We start from the raw sequence: 19948 nt of genomic DNA, 5'->3' as shown, positions 1-19948 counted from the left end.
CCAGTGGCAAACGCGTCCGGCCGTCGGGGCCGGTTGCAGCGACCACGCCGGCCAGGGCCGGCGTGGCAGGGCGAACGGGCAGTTACTTGATGTTGGCCAGCTTCAGGCCGGCCGGCGAGCTGACTTCGATTTCAGCACGCGAGGCATCGCGGGCGATCTTGCCGATCACGCAGACGGTCTTGCCTTCCAGCGATTCCAGCGGGAAGCTGAACTTGTCGCGGTTGGCGCCGGCGATGCGGGCCGAGAAGGTGTGGCGCGGGAAGGCGCCGCCCATGTACAGGAAGGTCGGCTGGCCTTCGGAGCCTTCGGCGTAGCGGGCCTTTTCGACCTTGCCGCAGACCATGCCGTCCTTGCCGACCGAGCGCGGTGCCAGTTCCGGCGGAATCATTTCACCGGACTGGGCGAATGCAGTGGAGGCGGAAGAGGCGATCACGGCGACCGAGAACAGGGCAAGCAGGGACTTCATCGGGAAAATTCTCCGGGGATATGGGCAAGGTGGCCCGGCCATGGGCGATCCAGTGCAGCCGGGTTCTGAAACCAGCTATCGGCCGGTCAGGGGGGAACTGAAGCAATTTTTTCGACGGTGGCCGTTGCAGACGGCGGCAGCGGCGTGACTGCCGCTTTTCTGTGACGGATGTCTCAGGCGGCGACGTCGTCGATGACCGCTGCCTGGCCCATGTCGGCGCTGTCGAGCAGGGTTTCGATATCCAGCAGGATCAGCATGCGGTCGTCCTGGGTGCCGATGCCGGAGATGAAGCGGGTATCGACGGCGGCGCCGAATTCGGGGGTCGGGCGGATCTGGTCGGCGGCGAGCGGGATGACGTCGGAGACACTGTCCACGACGATGCCGACGACGCGGTCTTCGACGTTGAGGACGATCATCACGGTGAAGGCATCGTAGGTGGCATTTTCCAGGCGCAGTTTGAGGCGCAGGTCGATGACGGGGACGATGGTGCCGCGCAGGTTGATGACGCCTTTGATGTAATCCGGGGCATCGGGCACGCGGGTGACGGAGTCGTAGCCGCGGATTTCCTGGACTTTGAGGATGTCCACGCCGTAGTGCTCGGCGCCGAGGGTGAAGCTGAGGTACTCGCCGCCGTCGCTGGCGGCGTTGCTGTTCTTGTCGTTCATCGAGGGGTCCTGGGTCGGGCGTAGCGGTCGAAAAACCGGGGGTCACGCTGGATATCGGCCTGCCCGGGGGCGACTTTAGCTTCCACCCACCCAAACCCTGCCTTCAGTCGGGACCATGAGCCGCAGGGATGCGGCGACGCCATGCCGTTGAAGCAGCGATCAACTCTCCCCGTTCTTCCGCGCACTCCGCTGCCGGTCGATACGGAAGATGTAGCGCTGGATCGCGCTGTCGCCGCCGCGCGGGAGGTCGTCGAAGCGCATGCCGATCCGCTTCATCTCCGCCCCGTTGGGCAGTCTGAGCGCCAACTGGTTGCAGACGATCAGCGAGACGTGCAGCGGGCTGCCGTAGGGGAGGTCGAGCCGGGCGGCGTAGCGTTTCTGCAGGGAGAACACGTTGCAGTCCACCGGCACCGTGACGGCCAGGCCACCGCCGCTGATGTCGACCACGCGCAGCTGGAGCGCTTCGCTGCGATCTTCGTTGACCGGGAACTGCAGGTGCGGGGAATCGGTGATCGGCGTTTCCAGCCGGTACAGTTCGCGGCGTTGCAGATGCACCAGTTCCTGCGGGAACGGCACGCGGAAGGCAACATGGCCTTCGTTGCGCACGCGCTCCAGCCCGTCCAGGCGAAAGCGGACCATCACCCGGTCCAGCTGGGCGAAGCAGAGCAGGTGGCCGGCGTCCTCGGCGGCGCGATTGGAGGGCTCGGACGGGCTGCCGTCGAGCAGCAGCCAGTCGTCGTCTTCGTCCAGCTCCAGGACGGCCGTGGGGAAGGACTGGTCACGGCCGCCGAGATGGGCGTTGATCAACGAACGCTGGTCGATCAGCGCCTGCAGCAACTGCCGGATCTGGCGGGGGTTGCGGACCAGGTACCTGTCATCCGTGGCATCGTCGTGGATGCCATGGGGGCGGTCGTGTGCGTCGAGGCTGCCTTCGGACATGGAATCTGCTGGGTTGGGCGGGTGCCGGCAGGCGTAGATGCCGGGGCTCTGTCCGTTTATCGGCAGTAGTTCACATTTATGTAGGGGCAATTTGCAGCGCGGCGGTGCGCGACGGCCCTGCCGAAACGACGACACCCCGCCGGAGCGGGGTGTCGAAGGGCGCGTGATCACGTGGCAGGCGCGATCAGAACTCCTGCCACTCGGTGTCGTTGGCCAGGGCCGGTTCGCGGGGGCTGACCCGGCGCGGTGCGGCAACGACGCTGCGCGGCTTGGCCGCTGGGACGGCTCGTGGCGCGGCCGGTGCACGGACCACGGTGGCCGGTGCCGCGTGTCCGTGGCTGTCCAGCTTGAACAGTGCGACAGCGTCGGTCAGGTGACCGGCCTGTTCTTCCATGGCACGGGCGGCGGCAGTGGCTTCTTCCACCAGCGCGGCGTTCTGCTGGGTGGTCTCATCCATCTGCACGACGGTCTGGTTGACCTGCTCGATGCCGGCCGACTGTTCCTGCGACGCGGCGGAGATCTCGGCCATGATGTCGGTCACGCGCTGCACCGAGGCCACGATTTCGCCCATGGTCGCGCCGGCCTGGTTGACCAGCTGCGAGCCTTCGGCAACCTTGCCGACCGATTCGTCGATCAGGCCCTTGATCTCCTTGGCGGCACCGGCCGAACGCTGGGCCAGGGTGCGCACTTCGGAGGCGACCACGGCGAAACCACGGCCCTGCTCGCCGGCACGGGCCGCTTCCACCGCGGCGTTCAATGCCAGGATGTTGGTCTGGAAGGCGATGCCGTCGATCACGGTGATGATGTCGGCGATGCGGCGCGAGGAGGCGTCGATCTCGTGCATGGTGCTGACCACGCGGCCCACGACGTCACCGCCCTGCGAGGCGACCGAATGCGCGCCGATCGCAAGCTGGTTCGCCTGACGGGCGTGTTCGGCATTCTGGCGCACGGTGGAGGTCAGTTCCTCCATCGACGCGGCGGTTTCTTCCAGGTTGGCGGCCTGCTGCTCGGTACGGCGCGACAGGTCATTGTTGCCCGAGGCGATCTCGCCAGCTGCGGTGCTGATGCTGGAAGAGGCCTGCTGGATGCGGCCGACGATCCGGGTCAGCTGGGCGACCGTGGTGTTGGCATCGTCGCGCATCGAGGCGAACACCCCGTGGAACTCACCCTGCATGCGGGCGGTCAGGTCGCCGTTGGCGATCGACTGCAGCAGGTGGGACAGCTGGGACAGGTTGCCGTCGGCGACCTGCATCATGGTGTTGAGGTGCTCGATCATGACCCGGAAGTCGTGGTCGAAGCGCGTCGCATCGCCACGCTGGGTGAAGTCACCGGCCGCGGCCGCCTGGGCGAGCGCCTGGATCTGGGTATTGATCGCCAGCAGGCTGGCTTTGGCCGCATCCATCGATTCGTGCAGGATCGCGCGGCTGCCGGGCAGGCGGCGGGCATCGGGCGAAAGGTCGCCGGCGGCGTACTGGTTGAGGACGTTGATCGCGTCCTTGATCGCATCCAGGTGCTCGAAGATCACCGTATTGATGCCGACGGCCAGCTGGCCGTACACGCCGGGGAAATCTTCCGGGATGCGGTGGCTGATGTCCGGGCCGGCGTGCATGTCGACCATCTGCTGGGTCTGCTCGGAGAAGCGGCGCAGCATCACGGTCATGTCGCGGGTGGCGGCCAGCATCTTGCCCGCTTCATCCTTGCTCGTGGCCTGGATGTTGACCGACAGGTCACCACGGGCGACCGACTGGATGGCGTGCACGGCCTGGCGCAGCGGGCGGGTGATGGCGCGCGAGATGACCACGCCCATCACGGCGGCCAGCAGCGACAGCAGCACGATGCAGGCGATGATCGCGTAGACGCTGTTCTGGTGGGTGGCGTTGGCGCTCTCGATGCGGCTGGCCATCACGCCATTGCTGAACTCCCCCAGCTCCTTGAGCGCGGCGAACAGGGCGCGACGTGCCGGGCGGGACTGCTCATCGGAAATCTGCTGGGCGGTCGCCCCGTCGCCGGCGGCGATCGCTTCCTTGATCAGGCCGTTGGCCTTGAAGTAATCGGCGGTGCGCGCGGCGACCACGTCATACAACTGGCGTTCCTTGTCGCCGGCCGGCAGGGCGGCATACGCGGCCAGCTCGGCATTGACGACCTTGCCGGTGTCGGCCATGCGCTTGTCGTAGTCGGCAACCGCCTCGGGTCTGTCGAGCACGGTCAGCTGCGCCATTTCGTAGGTGCGGAACTCGCCGAGCTGCGCGCGCACTTCGCCCAGGTGCTGCACCGAGGGAATGTCGTTGGTGCTCATCGCGCGCAGCTGTGCGTTGGCCTCGCCCAGGCGGACCAGGGCGAAGCTGCCCAGGGCCAGCGTCATCAACGTGGTGAGGGTGAACCCTACCGCCAGCTTGCGGGCGATGGGCAGGTCGTGGAACCACTTCATGGTTGAAACTCCGGGCAGGGCAGTGGCGCACAGCCGTGGGGTGCTGGGCGGAATCAGCGGGGTAGGAGAGGGTGGAGCGCAGGCGCGAGCCGGTTGCCGTGGTCGCTACTTCGGATAGCGGCGTCGATCCGTTGCAACTTGATAGTGCGACGTCACATTTTTTCACGAGCGCAGCTGCGGTTCATCGGTCGCCGATGGTTGCTGTTGCAAGGGTTGCGGGCGGATGGGCCATACCGTGGCGAACGGTTGGCAGGGCAATCACGAGGCGAAGTGGCGGATGAAGTTCACACTTTCCGGCCCATGCGCATGGGACCGCGCGCCCACGAACGAACGCCGCCGCTCCCGGGGGAGCGGCGGCGTCGGGACCAACGCGATGGCAGCGGCGTTACGCGGCCTGCGGCACCTTGAGCGAACGCACGAGGCCGCCGATGTCCACGATCAACGCGACCCGGCCATCGCCCAGGATGGTTGCACCGGACACGCCGCTGATCCGCCGGTAGTTGTTCTCGATGTTCTTGACCACCACCTGCTGCTGGCCGACCAGTTCGTCCACTTCCAGCGCGATTTTCTGGCCATCGCCCTCGACGACGACCACCAGCGGATCGTCCAGCGCGCGCCCACCGTAGCCGTAGTACTCGCTGAGCGAGAGGATCGGCAGGTACTCTCCGCGGACGCGCAGCACGCGGCCTTCGCCGGCCATGGTGCGCACATCGTCGGCCTGCGGCTGCAGGGCTTCGAGGACGTAGGCCAACGGCAGGATCAGGGTTTCGCCGGCCACCGAGACGGTCATGCCATCCAGGATCGCCAGCGTCAGCGGCAGGCGGATCAGCACGCGGGTGCCGTTGCCGGCCTGGCTTTCCAGCTGCACCTCACCACCCAGTGCCTGGATGTTGCGGCGGACCACGTCCATGCCGACGCCACGCCCCGACAGATCCGTGACGGCATCGGCGGTGGAGAAGCCCGGCTGGAAGATCAGGTCCCACACCTGCGCGTCGGTGGGGTTGTCCGGCACGCTCAGGCCACGCTCGAGCGCCTTGGACAGGATCTTGTCGCGGTTCAGGCCGCGGCCGTCGTCGCTGACTTCGATCACGATGTGCCCACCCTGGTGCGAGGCGGCTAGTGTGATCGTGCCGGTTTCGTCCTTGCCCGCCTCGCGACGCACGTCCGGCATTTCCAGGCCGTGATCGATCGAGTTGCGGACCAGGTGCACCAGCGGGTCGGCGATCTTTTCGATCAGGCCCTTGTCCAGCTCGGTGCCTTCGCCGATGGTGCGCAGGCGTACGTGCTTGCCCAGGCGCGAAGAGAGATCGCGGACCAGGCGCGGGAAACGGCGGAACACCGCATCCACCGGCAGCATGCGCACGCCGATGACCGCTTCCTGCAGATCGCGGGTATTGCGTTCCAGCAGGTCCAGCCCGGTCAGCAACTGCTCGGCCTGTGCCGGATCCAGTGCGTGCGAGACCTGCTTGAGCATGGCCTGGGTGATGACCAGTTCGCCGACCAGGTTGATCAGCGCATCGACCTTGTCCACGCTGACGCGGATCGAGGTTTCAGCTTCGTGTGCGGCGGTGGCCGGTGCTGCTGCGGCCGGTGCGGCGGGAGCGATGGCGGGGGCGACGGCAGGCTTGGCCTCGGCCGGCGCGCTGGTGGCCAGACTCGGCGGCGCGGCCGGACGGATGTCCAGTTCGCAGTCGTCCACGACCCAGGCAAAGGTATCTTCGATCTTGCTGCGCGGCACCTTGCCGACCAGCCCCAGGTCCCAGGCCAGGTGCGCTTCGAGCGGATCGAGCTGGTCGAAGCCGGGCAGGCGGTCCAGGCGCGCGGCAACCTGCAGCGAGCCCAGGTGTTCAAGCTCGCGGATGATGCGCAGCGGGTCGTTGCCGCTCATGAACAGCGACGGTGCTGGCACGAAGCCGATCTGCCACGCCTCGGGGGTGTCATCGACCTTGGCGGCGGCGACCGGCGCCGCTGCGGCGGCCTGGCCGGACAGCACCGCTTCCAGGCGCGCCTTGACCTCGGCAACCGCCTGCGGATCGGCTGCCTGGCCGTGCTCGGCTTCACGCAGCAGGGCGCGCAGCACGTCCACCGAGGCCAGCATCGCGTCCACCGCGGCCGGCTCCAGCGCGCGCTTGCCGGCGCGCAGTTCGTCCAGCAGCGTTTCCAGCACGTGGGTCAGCGCGGCGATCGCATCGAAGCCGAACGTGCCGGCGCCGCCCTTGATCGAGTGCGCGGCGCGGAACACCGAGTTGATGATCTCCGGGTCCTGCTGGCCCGATTCGAGCGCCAGCAGGCCAGCTTCCATCGCATCCAGCCCCTCGCGGCTTTCTTCGAAGAAGGTGGCGTGGAAACGTTGCAGATCCATGCTCATGGTGCGGGGTGTCCGGTTGCGAGGGGAGGGAAAGGTGAAGCGGGATCAGCCCAGGACTTTCTGGACGGTGGCCACCAGCTGTTCCGGATTGAACGGCTTGACCAGCCAACCGGTGGCACCGGCGGCCTTGCCTTCGGACTTCTTGTCCGCAGCCGATTCGGTGGTCAGCATCAGCATCGGCGTGAACTTGTATTCGGCCAGCTGGCGCAGCTCACGGATCAGCGAGATGCCATCCATGTTCGGCATGTTGACGTCGGTGACCACCGCGTTGAAGCGTTGGCCCTTGGCACGACCGAGGGCGACCGCGCCGTCTTCGGCTTCCTCGACGGAAAAGCCGGCCGAGGTGAGGGCGAAAGAGACCATCTGGCGCATCGACGCCGAATCGTCCACCACCAAGATACGTGCGCTCATGCAGCGTTCTCCACAGATTTCAGGTTGTCATGGGGTGCATCCAGGCCGAGGGCCTGGGTGACGCCGAGCAGTCGCGCGGCATCACGGAAGGTTGCGGTGCAACCGTAGAATCCGGTGGGATGCCCGGCCTTGCGGCGGGCCTCGACGAATGCGCACAGCACCTGCACCGAGGCGGTATGGATACGGCCGATCTGGCTGGCATCCAGCGTCAGATCGCCGGCCTGATCCACCAGGGGGGCCAAACGTGTTTTCAGCTCGGTGCTGGTCTCGATACCGAGATCATCACCCAGGGCCACAGTGCTCATCATTGCTCCGGACAAACGGTTCCGAGAGAGATAACGGCCCGAACCCACAAAGCTTTAGGGGCGGCGTGGGCGATCGCGTGGGTGCCGGTCAGTTCAGCAACTGGGTCGCGTCCAGCAGGATCATCGGCTGGGCGCCGCACCGGGCCACGCCGCGGAACAGGTCGTTGGAGATCTGGCAGATGCGGGCGGTATCGGGGGGCTCGATCTGGGAATCGGTGAGATTGGCGACATCCTCCACGGCCGATACGCGCAGGCCCATGGTCTCGCCGTTCTCCTCCAGCACCACGATGCGGGTGTTGGCGTCATTGCCGGCCGCACTGCTGCCCAGGTGGAGGCCCAGGTCCATTACCGGCACGACCTGGCCACGCAGGTTCATGATGCCCAGCATCGCCGGGGAGGTGCCGCGCAGGGGCAGCAGAGGCACGGGCAGGACCACCTCTTGGACCTTGAGCAGTTCGAGCGCGTAGGCCTGGGCGCCGCAGCGCAGGCGCAGCCAGCGCGAGGTGCGCTCGCTGGCGCGGCGGTTCTCGCGCGGGCTGGAGGCCGGGTCGCGTGCCTGGCGCTGCAACTCTTCCCAGCTGCCGGGCCGGCTCTGTGCCAATGAGGGCGTGCCGGCGCGGGCACTGGTCGCCGCCGGCATGGGCGGCATCGAGGGCATCTGCCGGGCAATCGGTGCGCGGGCGGCTGGCGCGGCGGCGGGCGGTGCGGACTCGGGCGCCGGCACCTGCCCCGGCGCCAGGGCCGGGGCGGGGGGCGCGACAGGCGCGGGCAATTCGGCCGGCGTGCTGGCGCCTGCGGGCATGGGATCGGTTTCGTAGACGACCTCGGGCGGCAGGTCGTCCCAGCTGGGGCGCGCTTCTTCGTCGGGCGCGGGCATCGCGCCGCTGAGCAGCGGATCGTTGCGCAGTTCGTCGAGCAGGTCGTCGAATCCCAGTGCCGGCGCGCTGATGGCAAGCGAGGCTGTCTCGGCGTCCAGTGCAACGCCCGCCGTGGGCAGCGTCATGGCGCCGCTCAGCAGCGGATCGTCGCGAAGCTCATTGAGCAGGTCACGGAAGCCTGGCGGGACAACCGGGTCGTCTGCCGCCGGCGCTGTACCAGCGGCGGTCTGTTCGTCGGTGGCCGGCGCCGCGTCGGCGCTGGCCGTTTCGACAGTCGCAGGTGCAGCGTCGAGGCCGCCGGTCGCTTCGACGGTGTCGGCCGTCGCGACGGCCACCGGTGACGCTGCCGGCGGCGGCATCGCGTCGCCAAGCAGCTGCTCCAGGTAATCGTCGAGCACGCCGGTGGTGTTCATGCCGCGCGCTCCATCTGCTGTGCATCGTCGGCCAGGATCCATTCCAGCGCGCGGCGATACGCGGCCAGGCCACGGCCGGGGTAATCCTCCGATTGCGGCGGCACGGTCAGGCTGGCGGCATTGCAGATGCGGGTATCGATCGGAATCGCGTCTTCCCAGACGCGATGGCCATGCTTGTCCTGCATCAGCTTGACGGTCTCGTTGCCGGCGCGGGTGCGGCGGTCGAACAGGGTCGGCAGGATCGACATCGGCAGCGCGCGGCGGCGCGAGCGCTCGACCATCTCGCCGGTGCGGACCATGCCATCCAGGCCATGCAGGGCGAGTGGCTCGGCCTGGGTCGGGATGATCAGGCGGTCGGCCGCGGCCAGTGCGTTGATCATCAACAGCCCCAGGGTGGGCGCGCAGTCCAGCAGGATGTAGTCATGCTGGCCCTGGTGACGGCCGAGCGCGTTCTGCAGGGCCAGGCCGAGGCCCGGCTGGTTGGCGCTGCGCCGTTCCAGCGTGGCCAGTGCCGCCTGTGCGCAGACGTAGTCCAGGCCCGGGATGTCGCTGTGGCGGGCGAGGGTGGGCAGCTCGGCCGGCGGCGTGGCGAACAGCTCCAGCACACCCTGCGGCGGCGGATCCAACGGCACGCCGAAGGCGCGGGTCAGCGAGGAATGCGGATCCAGATCGATCAACAGCACGCGGTGGCCCTGCGTGGCCAGGCCGCGGCCGAGTGCGAGCGTCGTGGTGGTCTTGCCCACGCCGCCTTTCTGATTGGCAACAGCCCAGATACGCATGCGGTTCACTCCTTCATTGCGGGCGGAACGGCGGCGCCAACGCGGCTGCCGGCCGGCACCGGTGGCAACTGCACCGGTGCGATGGGGGTAATGGGGGTAACGGGGCTGCCGGCGCTGGGCGCCTTGGCGGCATCGGTGGCGTCGGCGTCGGCGCTGAGGCGGTCGGTGATCGGGTCGATGCTCTGCGCCGTGTCGGCCAGGATGATCACCATCACCCGCCGGTTGCGGTTGCGGCCTTCGGCGCTGGCATTGTCTTCGCGCGGGCGGAACTGGCCGTAGCCGACCATCGCCAGGCGTGCCGGCTGCAGGCCCTGGTCGGCGAACAGGTGCACCACGCTTGCCGCGCGTCCGGCCGAGAGCTCCCAGTTGGAGGGGAACAGCGAGGTGGCGATCGGGATGTTGTCGGTATGGCCTTCCACGCGTACGCCGTTGGGCGCGTCACGCAGCACTTCGGCCAGCTTGGAGAGGGTGTCGCGCGCGTGAACATCCAGCGTGGCCGAGCCGGTCGGGAACAGGATGTCGCTGTTGATCTCCACCTCGATCCACAACTCGGTGCGGCGCACGGTGATCATGCCGCGTTCGATCAGCGGTGCCAGGGTGGCGGTGAGCTTGTCGGCGATGCCGTTGAGCTGGCGCTCGGCACGCTGCAGCTGTTCCTGGTTGCGGATCGAGACCGGCATGCGCATCTGCGAGGCCATCGCCGGCAGCAGGGTCGGGTCGTTGCTCGGTGCCGGTGCGGAGGGGCCGATCCGGTTTCCGGCCTTGATCACCGAGGGGCTGTCCCAGCCACCGCCCTGGACCTGCTGGTTGCCGACCTGCACCGGGTTGATCGTGCGCGGCGCGCCACCGAAGGCGGTGGTCAACGCGTCTGCCATGATCCGGTACTTGCCTTCGTTGAGCGAGGAGATGGCGTACATCACCACGAAGAAGGCGAGCAGCAGCGTCATGAGGTCGGCGTAGGGAATCGCCCAGGCCTCATGGTTGGCGTGCTCTTCGTGGTGCCTGCGGCGGGCCATGTCAGTGCAGGAACCCGGACAGGTTGGTTTCGATGTTGCGCGGGTTCTCGCCCTGGGCGATGGAGATCAGCCCTTCGATGATCATCTCGCGGTCGCGGCTGTTGTGATGGATCACGCTCTTGAGCTTGGCCGAAACCGGCAGGAACAGCAGGTTGGCCGAGGCGATGCCGTAGATGGTGGCGGTGAACGCCGCGGCGATGCCATGCCCGAGCTTGCTCGGGTCGGCCAGGTTCTTCATCACCGCGATCAGGCCGAGCACGGCGCCGATGATGCCCAGGGTCGGGGCGTAGATGCCCATGCCCTCGAACACCTTGGAGGCGGCCAGGTCCTGGCTTTCCTGGCTGCTCAGTTCAATCTCCATCATGTGCCGGATGGTCTCTGGCTCGACGCCGTCCACCAGCAGCTGCAGGCCTTTGCGCAGGAACGGATCGTCCTGCGCATCCACCTGCGCTTCCAGGCCGAGCAGGCCCTGGCGGCGGGCGATGTTGCTCCATTCCACGATCTGCTGGATCAACTGGCGACGGTCACTGCTCGGCGGCCGGATCACCCAGCGCACGATCTTGAACGCATGCTTGAAGACTGCCGGCGAGGTGTGCAGCAGGATCGCGGCGATGGTGCCGACGATGACGATCACGAAGGCGGCCGGCGACCAGAGCGACGCCAGACCGGCTCCCTTGAGGATGCTGCCGCCGACCAGCGAGGCCAACGCGAGGAATAGTCCAATGAGGCTGAGTCTGTCCATGGGTCCGTTATCGGCTTGTATGAATGGGACTTGAGACGCCGAAGGAATCCAGTGATGCGGCGGTCACACTTTCACGCGGTCAATCGTGGTGGGTGCGCAGTCCATCCACGTCCAGGATCAGCGCCATCCGGCCATCGCCGATCAGGGTGGCACCGGCATAGCCGCGCAGGCCACGCAGCGCCTTGGGCAGGGGTTTAATCACCACTTCCTCGCGGCCGCGCACCTGATCGACCACCAGGCCGAAGCGGGCTTCGCCGGCCTGCAGCACCACGATGGTCAGCAGCGAGGAGGGCATCGGCTCCACATCCAGCCAGTGGCGCAGATCGACCAGGGCCAGCGTGTGCGACTTGCGGTCCAGCACGGCGCGGCCATCGAACCAGCCCAGCGAGCTGTTGGGCGCATGCAGCACCTCCATCACGCGGGCCAGGGGCAGGGCGTAGACGTCTTCGCCGGCCTGCACCAGCAGGGTCGGCAGGATCGCCAGGGTGAGCGGCACGCGGATCATGAAGCGGCTGCCACGACCCAGTTCGGACTGGATCTGGATCTGGCCGCTCAGCTCGCGGATGCGCGACTGGACCACGTCCATGCCCACGCCGCGGCCGGAGATGTCGGTGACCTGCTGTTTGGTCGAAAAGCCGGGCAGGAACACCAGGTGCAGGCATTCTTCGCTGCTCAGGCGAGCCGCCGCTTCCGGATCGATCAAGCCTTTCTCACGCGCCTTCTGGCGCAGGCGTTCGGGATCGATGCCGGCACCGTCGTCCTGCACCTCGATGCTGACGTAGTCGCCTTCCTGCTGGGCCGACAGGCGCACGTGGCCGCTGCGCGGCTTGCCCTGGGCTTCACGCAGCTCCGGCATTTCCACGCCGTGGTCGATCGCGTTGCGGACCAGATGCACCAGCGGATCGGCCAGTGCTTCGACCAGGTTGCGGTCCAGTTCGGTTTCGGCGCCGATCAGTTCCAGCTCGACTTCCTTTTTCAGCGAGCGTGCGACATCGCGGGCCACCTTGGGGAAGCGCGAGAACACCTTGCCGACCGGCTGCATGCGGGTGCGCATGACCGCCGACTGCAGGCGCGCGGTGGCGATGTCCAGCGTGGACACCGCGCGGTCGAGTTCTTCATCGTGCAGGCGCGCACGCAGAGTCTTGAGGCGGTTGCGCGAGAGCACCAGCTCGCCGATCAGATTGACGATCGCATCCAGGCGCTTGGTATCCACGCGCACGGTGTGTTCGGCTTCGGCGACCGGTTTGGCCGGGGCCGGCTTGGCGTTAGGCGCCGCCGGGGCGGCCACGGCGCGCGGGGGCGCGGCAGGCACGGGCGCAGCGGCAATGGCCTTGGCACCTGGAACGGCGCCGCCATGCAGCTGGTCAAGCAGGGCTTCGAACTCGTCTTCGCCAATCAGGCCGTCGTCCTTCTTCGACACGGCCACGGCGGTCGGCGCGGCGCCGCCATGCAACTGGTCGAGCAGTGCTTCGAACTCATCATCGGTGATCAGCTCGCCACCGCCGCTGCCGGCGCTGGCGGCAGCCGCGGGCGTCGGGGTGGCCGGACCGTTGACGTCGAACTGGGCGATCAGTTCCGGCGGGGCATAGCCCGGCTCGGTTCCGGCCGAGACCGAATCCAGCATCGACTGCAGGTAGTCCAGCGACTGCTGGGCCGCATCGAAGTGGTGCGCCTGCAGCGTGGCCTGGCCCGAACGCGCCATGCCGAGGGTTTCCTCGGCCGCGTGGCACAGTTCGACCATCGCCTGGATGCCGAGGAAGCCGGCACCGCCCTTGAGCGTGTGGAAGCCGCGGAACACGGCGTTGAGCTGGTCCGCGTCCTGGGGCGCCTGCTCCAGCGACACCAGCTGTTCGCCGAGGCGGTCCAGGATTTCCTGGGCCTCGAGGATGAAGTCGGCAGCGATATCGTCTGGAACAGCACTCATGATCGTTACAGTCCCAGGTCCGAGAGCAGGTCGTCGGCGTCGTTCTGTGACACCGCATGGCGATCCAGGCCGTTCACGGCCGGGCCGGCCAGGCCGTTGTTGTCGCGCTTCTTCTCGTCTTCCTGTGGCGGCAGACCGAGCGCACCGAAACCTTCATGCACGCGGCGCACGATCCCCACCACGCGGCGGATGATCTGGCCGGTGAGGTCCTGGTAGCTCTGCGTCAGCGCGATTTCGGTGAGGTTGTGGCGGATCCGGTCGAGCTGCTGGCCCTGGTCGGGCGTCAACCCGTTGGCGCGCAGCTGTTCGGTGAGCGAGCGACACTCCTCGGCCAGGTCCAGCGTGCGGTGGGTGGCCTGTTCGGTCATCGCCACCACGTGGTCCAGGCGCGCGCAGGCGTCATCCAGTTCGCCGGCTTCGCTGGGCAGGCTGGGCAGCTCGCCCAGAGCCTGGCCGAGTTCGCGGGCCAGGCGGTTCAGGCCGGCCATCATCGGCTGCGTGCGCAGCGCGGCGAGGGCGTCGATTTCCCGGCGCCAGCCGGCTTCGTCGCCACTTTCCAGCGCGGCCAAGGCATCCTGCAGGCGCTGCACCAGCGCGGATTTGTCGCTCAGGGTCTCCATCAGGCGCTCGCTGCCAGGCGTTCGAAGATCTTGCCGAGCTTTTCTTCCAGGGTCTGTGCGGTGAAGGGCTTGATGATGTAGCCGTTCACGCCGGCCTGGGCCGCTTCGATGATCTGCTCGCGCTTGGCTTCGGCGGTCACCATCAGCACCGGCAGGGTCTTGAGCTTGGCATCGGCACGCACGGCCTTGAGCAGGTCGATGCCGGTCATCACCGGCATGTTCCAGTCGGTGACCACGAAATCGAACGGCTGGCTCTGCAACATCGCCAGCGCGGCATGCCCGTCCTCGGCTTCGGCCGTATTGGTGAAGCCCAGATCGCCCAGCAGGTTCTTGACGATACGACGCATGGTCGAGAAGTCGTCGACGATCAGGATACGCATGTTCTTGTTCAAAGCACTTTCCTCGATTTCAATGGTTCTCGAGGCCGGCGTCTGCCGCCTCGAAGATCTTCAGCCGGCCCCGCAGGCGCAGCACGGCCTGGCCATGGATCTGGCACACGCGCGATTCGCTGACACCCAGTACGGCGCCGATCTCTTTCAGGTTCAGTTCCTGCTCGTAGTACAGCGACAGGACCAGCTGTTCGCGCTCGGGCAGCAGGCCGATCGCGTTGCCCAGCTCGCGCCCGAACTCGCCGCGTTCCAGCACCTGCTGCGGGGTCGGGCCACCCTGGGCGACGGTGTCCAGCTCGCCCTGGTCTTCGATCCGCGATTCCAGGCTCAGCACCTGGCCGCGCGAGGCGTCTTCCATCAGCCGCAGGTAATCCGGCAGCGGCATGTCCATCGCGGCCGCCACTTCGGTGGCGCTGGCGGCGCGGCCGGTGCTCTGCTCGAGGCGACGGATGGTGGCGGCGGCATCCCGGGCACGGCGATGCACCGAGCGCGGCACCCAGTCGCCCCGGCGGATCTCGTCGATCATCGAGCCGCGGATACGGATCGAGGCGTAGGTCTCGAACGAGGCGCCCTGGTCGGCGTCGTAGCTGCGCGAGGCCTCGATCAGGCCCATCATGCCGGCCTGGATCAGGTCGTCCACTTCCACGCTCGCCGGCAGGCGCGCGGCAAGATGGTGGGCGATCCGCCGGACCAGGTCCGAGTGCTGGGCAATGCACTCGTTGGCCGCGGTCCGCTGGACCTCTTTGTATTGTGCTGCGCCCTTCATACCGTCACCCCGCGTTGCTTGAGGATGCGTTCCAGGAAGAACTCGACCCCGCCACGCGGCTCGGTCGGGGCCTGCCAGCGGGCGGTGCGGCGCGCGATTTCGGTCAGCGCCAGGGCGGCCGGGCTGGAGGGGTAGGCCTTCACCACCGGCTGCTGGCGCTGCACCGACAGGCGCAGCCAGTCATCCTGCGGCACGCAGCCCAGGTAGTTCAGCGAGACATCGGCGAGGAACTTCTCGCACACGCGGGATAGCTTCTCGTACAGCACGCGGCCTTCGTTCGGGTCGCGGACCATGTTGGCCACCACCTGGATCCGGTCCACGCCGCGCTCGCGCGAGAGCACCTTGATCAGGGCGTAGGCATCGGTGATCGAGGCCGGCTCGTCGCAGACCACCACCACGGTGTCCTGCGCGGCCTGGCAGAAGGTGAGCACGCCATCAGTGATGCCGGCGGCGGTGTCCACGATCATGATGTCCAGCTCGCGCTCGAGCTCGGAGAACACATTGACCAGGCCGACGTGTTCGGCCGGCTGCAGTTCGGCCATGTGGCGGCGGCCGGAGGCGGCCGGGACCACCAGCACGCCACCGGGGCCTTCCATGATCACTTCTTCCAGCGTGCAGCGCCCGGCGACCAGGTCGGCCAGGGTCACCTTCGGCTGCAGGCCCAGGATCACGTCGATGTTGGCCAGGCCGAGGTCGGCGTCCAGCAGCAGCGTGCGTTTGCCCATGTCTGCCAGCGCCACGGCCAGATTGGCCGAAACGTTCGTTTTGCCCACGCCGCCCTTGCCGCCGGTGACGGCGATGGTGCGGACCGGGCCCAGCGGCTGGCTTCGGGTAGCCGACAACGGGAAGGTCTTGGTCAGCTTGGCGTACTCACGCGACGGCATGGTTCAACTCCGGGTTGCAGGGCATATCGGCCGCGCGGCGCAAATCTTCAAGGCGAAGTACAAGATTGGCCGCACTGGCACGGTGCAGGTCTTCAGGAACGTCCTGGCCATCGGTGACCCAGGTGATCGGCAGGCGGTGGTCCACGGCCACCGACAGGACGCTGCCGAAGCGGCCGGTCTCGTCGAGCTTGCTCAGCACCACGCCCTGCGGGTTGGCGGCGCTGAAGCGGCGGACCACCTCGTCCATGTCGCCGAAGCTGGTGTTGGCCGGCAGCACCAGCAGGGTGCGGATCTGCTGGGCCGCGCGCAGCCACTGCAGCTGGGCGGCCAGGGCGCGGTCACGCGGGCCCAGGCCCGCGGTGTCGATCAGGACCAGCTTGTAGTCCTTCAGGCGCTCCAGCAGTTGGTTCAGATCGCTGCCGCTGCTGGCTTCATGGACCGCGATGCCGAGCTGCCGGCCGAAGCCGTACAGCTGCTCGCGGGCGCCAATGCGGCCGGTATCAGTGGTGACCAGGGCGACATCGCGGGCCGCATGCGCCTCGGCGAAGCGCGAGGCCAGCTTGGCGATGGTGGTGGTCTTGCCGGCGCCGGTGGGGCCGACCAGGGCGATCACGCCGCCGGCTTCGAGCGGGTCGACCGGGGCGATCGGCAGCTTTTTGGAGAGCAGGCCGAGCATCAGCCCGCGGCCACGGTGGGCTTCGGTGTCCAGCGGAATCTGCATGGCCACGTCGCGGCTGATGCCGGCATCGAAGCCGTACTCGTCCATCAGGTCCAGTGCGGCAGCGCGGACCGGCGAGCCGCGCAGGCGCTCGTCGGTGAAGCGGTTCATCTCGCGCTCGATGACATGGCGCATGCCGGCCACTTCGTGACGCAGCTGGCGGATCTCTTCGTCATCACGCTGCACCACCACCAGTTCGGCGGCCGGCTGGGGCTGGGCCTGCGCCGGTTCGGCGACAACGGCGGGCGCCGGGTTTTCGGTACGGGCTTGGGCGACCGTGTCCGGCGCTGCCACGACGCTCTCGGCCGCGGGCAGGGCCGGCGGCACGGTGACGCTGACCGGCAGCGGCGGCATCGCCACGGCGGCGGCCGGCACGTGCATCTGGAAGTGCGGTTCGTCGTCCATCGGCGGGTCGATGACGAAGCGCGCGCGGTTGATCGGCGGGTTCACGGCCGCCACGCTGGGCTCGGCGACAGGCGGCTCAGGCTGCAGCAGCGCTGGCGACGCGGCCGCGGCCTGCTCGACATTGAACGGCGCGAAGATCTGCTCCGGCAGCGACGGTTCGTTGACGGCCGGGCCGACGCTGGCACGGGCCAGGGTGGCGGCGAAGCCACTGCTGCCAGGCGGCGGCACGATCTCGTTGGCGGTATCCAGGGTGCGACCGGTGGCGCCGACGGCGGCGCGGGCCAGCGCGGCGACGGCCGAGGTGGTCGCGGCCACCGGCTCGGGCGCGGCGACCGGGGCCCTGCGGCGGGTCACGGCGGCGATCACGGCATCGGCGGCGCTGCGCGGGCGCGGCACCGGCGGTGGGGCCACGTCCTTGCGGGCCGCTTCCAGCGCACGCTGCACGGCGCTTTCGTCATAGTTGGCCGCCGCCACGATTTCGACACCTTCCTCGATCCGGCGGTTGGACAGGATCACTGCGTCCGGTCCGTGTTCCTTGCGCACCAGGTTCATGGCCGAGCGCATATCGGAGGCGACGAAGCGTTTGATTTTCATGCTGTGGTACCGGGACTGGGGCGGCGGAGTCGTGGAAGGGAAACGCTGGTTGTCGGTGGTCTGCACGGTCAGGGAGTCCCTTTATTTCCTGCTGCGGTGAAATCGAATGAGGTGTCTGTTTTCTGTCGCGGTACCGTCGGGCGTCCGGCTCAACTGATCGTGCCGACCAGCTTCAACCGTTTGTCCTCGGGCACCTCGCTGTAGGCGAGTACGGACAGCGAGGGGACGCTGTGGCGTACCAGCCGTGCCAGCGCCGCACGTACCGGGCCAGGCACCAGCACGACCGCGGGCTCGTTCTTCGCTTCCTGCTTGCCGACACATTCGGCCAGGCTTTGATGCAGTCGCTCGGCGAGTCCGGGTTCCAGCGCGGCGCCGTTGCCCTGCGTGGACTCCTGCAAGACCCGTTCCAGTTGCGGGTTGAGGGTGAACACCGGCAGCTCCGGCGACATCCCGGCGATCTCCTGCACGATGAAACGGCCCAGCGCGTTGCGCACGGCAGCGGTGAGCACGGCCGGGTCCTGGCTGGTCGGCGCGCTTTCCACCAGCGATTCGACGATCTTGCGCAGCTGGCGGATCGGGATGCGCTCGATCAGCAGGTTCTGCAATACCCGCACCACGGCCGACAGCGGCAGCGACTTGGGCGTCAGATCTTCGACGAGCTTGGGGGCGCTCTTGGCCAGGTTGGCCAGCAGCTGCTGCACTTCCTCGTGGCCGAGCAGCTCCGGGGCGTGCTCCCGAATCAGGTGCGACAGATGGGTGGCGACCACGGTGGCCGGGTCGACCACGGTGTAGCCCATCGATTCGGCATTGGCGCGCTGGTGCGGCTGGATCCAGGTGGCATCCAGGCCGAAGGCGGGGTCCTTGCCGGCAATGCCTTCCAGCGTGCCCAGCGCACTGCCCGGGTCCAGCGCGAGTTCGCGGTCGGGATGGATCTCCGCGGTGGCCACCGGCACCCCGTGGATCAGCAGGCGATACGCGGTCGCCGGCAGTTCCAGGTTGTCGCGGATATGCACCGAGGGAATCAGGAAGCCGATGTCGTGGGTGAGCTTGCGGCGCACGCCCTTGATCCGGGCCATCAGCTCGCCGCCCTGGTTCTTGTCCACCAGCGGGATCAGCCGGTAGCCGACTTCCAGGCCGAGCGGATCGACCGGGCGCAGTTCGTCCCAGGTCAGCTCGGCGGTGGGCGAGGGCGCTGCACCGGGCAGGCCGAGGGTGTCGGGGCGGTTGGCGGCTGGGGAATCAGCCGCCGCGCCCTGGGCGGTGCTCTTCTTCCACGCCTTCCAGGCGATGAAGCCTAGGATCGCGGCCAGCGTCAAGAAGGCGACGTTGGGCATGCCCGGGACCAGGCCGACGACTGCAAGGATCGCTGCGGCGATGGTCAGTGCGCGGTACTGGCCGAATACCTGGCCCATCATGGCCTGGGCCATGTCCTGCGAGCGCGAGGCGCGGGTGACCAGCATGGCCACCGCCGAGGACACCAGCAGGGCCGGCAGCTGGGCCACCAGGCCGTCACCGATGGAGAGCAGGGTGTAGGTCGCGGCGGCATCGCCGAAGGGCATGCCATGCTGCAGCACGCCGACCGCCAGGCCGCCGACCAGGTTGATGAACAGGATCAGGATGCCAGCGATCGCGTCGCCGCGGATGAACTTGCTGGCACCGTCCATTGCGCCGTAGAAGTCGGCTTCCTCGCGGACCTCCTCGCGGCGGGCCTTGGCCTCTTCACGCGTCAGCAAACCGGCGTTGAGATCGGCGTCGATCGCCATCTGCTTGCCGGGCATGGCATCGAGGATGAAGCGTGCGGTCACTTCGGACACGCGGCCGGCGCCCTTGGTGATCACCACGAAGTTGATGATGGTCAGGATCGCGAACACCACGATGCCGACCGCGTAGTTGCCGCCGATGACGAACTCGCCGAACGAGGCGATCACCTTGCCGGCGGCCTCGTGGCCGTTCTGGCCGTGCAGCAGGATCACGCGGGTGGAGGCCACGTTCAGCGCCAGCCGCAGCATGGTGGTGATCAGCAGCACGATCGGGAAGATGGTGAAGTCCAGCGGGCGCTTCACATAGACCACCGCCAGCAGCACCATCAGCGAGATGGCGATGTTGAAGGTGAACAGCGCATCCAGCACGGGGGGCGCCAGCGGCACCACCACCATCGCCAGCAGGGCGAGCACGATCAGCGGGGCGCCCAGCCCGTGGCGGATCATGTCCAGCGCGCGGCGCGCGTTCATGCCGGCC

The 19948-nt window shown here is 67.9% G+C and carries 18 protein-coding genes; all 18 read right to left on the bottom strand.

Annotated features, from left to right (window positions below):
* Positions 1-82: 82 nt before the first annotated feature.
* A complete protein-coding gene (locus NJD74_RS15085) occupies positions 83-466 on the bottom strand; it encodes a hypothetical protein (RefSeq protein ID WP_019182922.1) in 384 nt (127 codons plus the stop codon).
* A gap of 173 nt (positions 467-639) precedes the next feature.
* Positions 640-1131 carry a chemotaxis protein CheW gene (locus tag NJD74_RS15080; RefSeq protein WP_019182921.1) on the bottom strand — a complete coding sequence of 164 codons (492 nt, stop codon included), beginning with the start codon at positions 1129-1131 and terminating at the stop codon, positions 640-642.
* Positions 1132-1290: 159 nt separating this feature from the next.
* Complete coding sequence (locus NJD74_RS15075; protein WP_319624495.1) at positions 1291-2070, bottom strand: flagellar regulator YcgR PilZN domain-containing protein; 780 nt, start codon at positions 2068-2070, stop codon at positions 1291-1293.
* A gap of 184 nt (positions 2071-2254) precedes the next feature.
* Positions 2255-4498: a methyl-accepting chemotaxis protein gene (locus tag NJD74_RS15070; protein ID WP_319624494.1), complete on the bottom strand. Its 2244-nt coding sequence runs from the start codon at positions 4496-4498 to the stop codon at positions 2255-2257.
* Between the two features lie 385 nt (positions 4499-4883).
* Positions 4884-6866: a chemotaxis protein CheA gene (locus NJD74_RS15065; protein WP_070472006.1), complete on the bottom strand. Its 1983-nt coding sequence runs from the start codon at positions 6864-6866 to the stop codon at positions 4884-4886.
* A 45-nt stretch (positions 6867-6911) separates the two neighbouring features.
* The gene (locus NJD74_RS15060; protein WP_019182916.1) at positions 6912-7277 is read right to left on the bottom strand and encodes a response regulator; all 366 of its coding nucleotides are present in this window, start codon (positions 7275-7277) and stop codon (positions 6912-6914) included.
* A complete protein-coding gene (locus NJD74_RS15055) occupies positions 7274-7582 on the bottom strand; it encodes an STAS domain-containing protein (RefSeq protein WP_102788450.1) in 309 nt (102 codons plus the stop codon). The genes NJD74_RS15060 and NJD74_RS15055 overlap by 4 nt, the downstream gene beginning before the upstream one ends.
* 88 nt (positions 7583-7670) lie before the next feature.
* The gene (locus NJD74_RS15050; protein ID WP_102788451.1) at positions 7671-8873 is read right to left on the bottom strand and encodes a chemotaxis protein CheW; all 1203 of its coding nucleotides are present in this window, start codon (positions 8871-8873) and stop codon (positions 7671-7673) included.
* Complete coding sequence (locus NJD74_RS15045; RefSeq protein ID WP_070471827.1) at positions 8870-9652, bottom strand: ParA family protein; 783 nt, start codon at positions 9650-9652, stop codon at positions 8870-8872. The genes NJD74_RS15050 and NJD74_RS15045 overlap by 4 nt, the downstream gene beginning before the upstream one ends.
* A gap of 5 nt (positions 9653-9657) precedes the next feature.
* Positions 9658-10668 (bottom strand): flagellar motor protein MotD, encoded by a 1011-nt coding sequence (gene motD / locus NJD74_RS15040; RefSeq protein ID WP_319624493.1) that lies wholly within the window; start codon positions 10666-10668, stop codon positions 9658-9660.
* A 1-nt stretch (position 10669) separates the two neighbouring features.
* Positions 10670-11410, bottom strand: a complete 741-nt coding sequence (locus tag NJD74_RS15035; protein ID WP_019182911.1) for a flagellar motor protein — start codon at positions 11408-11410, stop codon at positions 10670-10672.
* Positions 11411-11489: 79 nt separating this feature from the next.
* On the bottom strand, positions 11490-13334 hold the full coding sequence (locus NJD74_RS15030) for a chemotaxis protein CheA (RefSeq protein WP_046273860.1): 1845 nt from the start codon (positions 13332-13334) through the stop codon (positions 11490-11492).
* Between the two features lie 5 nt (positions 13335-13339).
* On the bottom strand, positions 13340-13954 hold the full coding sequence (locus NJD74_RS15025; protein ID WP_070427319.1) for a protein phosphatase CheZ: 615 nt from the start codon (positions 13952-13954) through the stop codon (positions 13340-13342).
* Positions 13954-14346 (bottom strand): chemotaxis response regulator CheY, encoded by a 393-nt coding sequence (gene cheY, locus NJD74_RS15020; protein WP_019182908.1) that lies wholly within the window; start codon positions 14344-14346, stop codon positions 13954-13956. Before cheY ends, NJD74_RS15025 begins: the two co-directional genes overlap by 1 nt.
* A 16-nt stretch (positions 14347-14362) precedes the next feature.
* The gene (locus NJD74_RS15015) at positions 14363-15109 is read right to left on the bottom strand and encodes an RNA polymerase sigma factor FliA (RefSeq protein ID WP_019182907.1); all 747 of its coding nucleotides are present in this window, start codon (positions 15107-15109) and stop codon (positions 14363-14365) included.
* The gene (locus NJD74_RS15010; protein ID WP_019182906.1) at positions 15106-15993 is read right to left on the bottom strand and encodes a MinD/ParA family protein; all 888 of its coding nucleotides are present in this window, start codon (positions 15991-15993) and stop codon (positions 15106-15108) included. The genes NJD74_RS15015 and NJD74_RS15010 overlap by 4 nt, the downstream gene beginning before the upstream one ends.
* Entirely contained in the window at positions 15980-17710 is a 1731-nt protein-coding gene (gene flhF / locus NJD74_RS15005; protein WP_319624492.1) for a flagellar biosynthesis protein FlhF, read from the bottom strand. Before flhF ends, NJD74_RS15010 begins: the two co-directional genes overlap by 14 nt.
* Before the next feature lie 149 nt (positions 17711-17859).
* The gene (gene flhA / locus NJD74_RS15000) at positions 17860-19941 is read right to left on the bottom strand and encodes a flagellar biosynthesis protein FlhA (protein ID WP_174704347.1); all 2082 of its coding nucleotides are present in this window, start codon (positions 19939-19941) and stop codon (positions 17860-17862) included.
* Positions 19942-19948: the final 7 nt, after the last annotated feature.

Source organism: Stenotrophomonas sp. RG-453, assembly GCF_033843685.1.
GTDB lineage: Bacteria > Pseudomonadota > Gammaproteobacteria > Xanthomonadales > Xanthomonadaceae > Stenotrophomonas > Stenotrophomonas bentonitica_A.
This window is presented reverse-complemented; position numbering and strand designations above follow the sequence as displayed.

Bases quoted from the DNA above. Each gene is read 5' to 3' on its own strand.
- flhA (WP_174704347.1), bottom strand. From the start codon at position 19,941: ATGAACGCGCGCCGCGCGCTGGACATGATCCGCCACGGGCTGGGCGCC.
- NJD74_RS15075 (WP_319624495.1), bottom strand. From the start codon at position 2,070: ATGTCCGAAGGCAGCCTCGACGCACACGACCGCCCCCATGGCATCCAC.
- NJD74_RS15025 (WP_070427319.1), bottom strand. From the start codon at position 13,954: ATGGAGACCCTGAGCGACAAATCCGCGCTGGTGCAGCGCCTGCAGGAT.
- NJD74_RS15015 (WP_019182907.1), bottom strand. From the start codon at position 15,109: ATGAAGGGCGCAGCACAATACAAAGAGGTCCAGCGGACCGCGGCCAAC.
- NJD74_RS15065 (WP_070472006.1), bottom strand. From the start codon at position 6,866: ATGAGCATGGATCTGCAACGTTTCCACGCCACCTTCTTCGAAGAAAGC.
- NJD74_RS15055 (WP_102788450.1), bottom strand. From the start codon at position 7,582: ATGAGCACTGTGGCCCTGGGTGATGATCTCGGTATCGAGACCAGCACC.
- NJD74_RS15035 (WP_019182911.1), bottom strand. From the start codon at position 11,410: ATGGACAGACTCAGCCTCATTGGACTATTCCTCGCGTTGGCCTCGCTG.
- NJD74_RS15050 (WP_102788451.1), bottom strand. From the start codon at position 8,873: ATGAACACCACCGGCGTGCTCGACGATTACCTGGAGCAGCTGCTTGGC.
- NJD74_RS15030 (WP_046273860.1), bottom strand. From the start codon at position 13,334: ATGAGTGCTGTTCCAGACGATATCGCTGCCGACTTCATCCTCGAGGCC.
- flhF (WP_319624492.1), bottom strand. From the start codon at position 17,710: ATGAAAATCAAACGCTTCGTCGCCTCCGATATGCGCTCGGCCATGAAC.
- NJD74_RS15085 (WP_019182922.1), bottom strand. From the start codon at position 466: ATGAAGTCCCTGCTTGCCCTGTTCTCGGTCGCCGTGATCGCCTCTTCC.
- motD (WP_319624493.1), bottom strand. From the start codon at position 10,668: ATGGCCCGCCGCAGGCACCACGAAGAGCACGCCAACCATGAGGCCTGG.
- NJD74_RS15045 (WP_070471827.1), bottom strand. From the start codon at position 9,652: ATGCGTATCTGGGCTGTTGCCAATCAGAAAGGCGGCGTGGGCAAGACC.
- NJD74_RS15010 (WP_019182906.1), bottom strand. From the start codon at position 15,993: ATGCCGTCGCGTGAGTACGCCAAGCTGACCAAGACCTTCCCGTTGTCG.
- NJD74_RS15080 (WP_019182921.1), bottom strand. From the start codon at position 1,131: ATGAACGACAAGAACAGCAACGCCGCCAGCGACGGCGGCGAGTACCTC.
- NJD74_RS15070 (WP_319624494.1), bottom strand. From the start codon at position 4,498: ATGAAGTGGTTCCACGACCTGCCCATCGCCCGCAAGCTGGCGGTAGGG.
- NJD74_RS15060 (WP_019182916.1), bottom strand. From the start codon at position 7,277: ATGAGCGCACGTATCTTGGTGGTGGACGATTCGGCGTCGATGCGCCAG.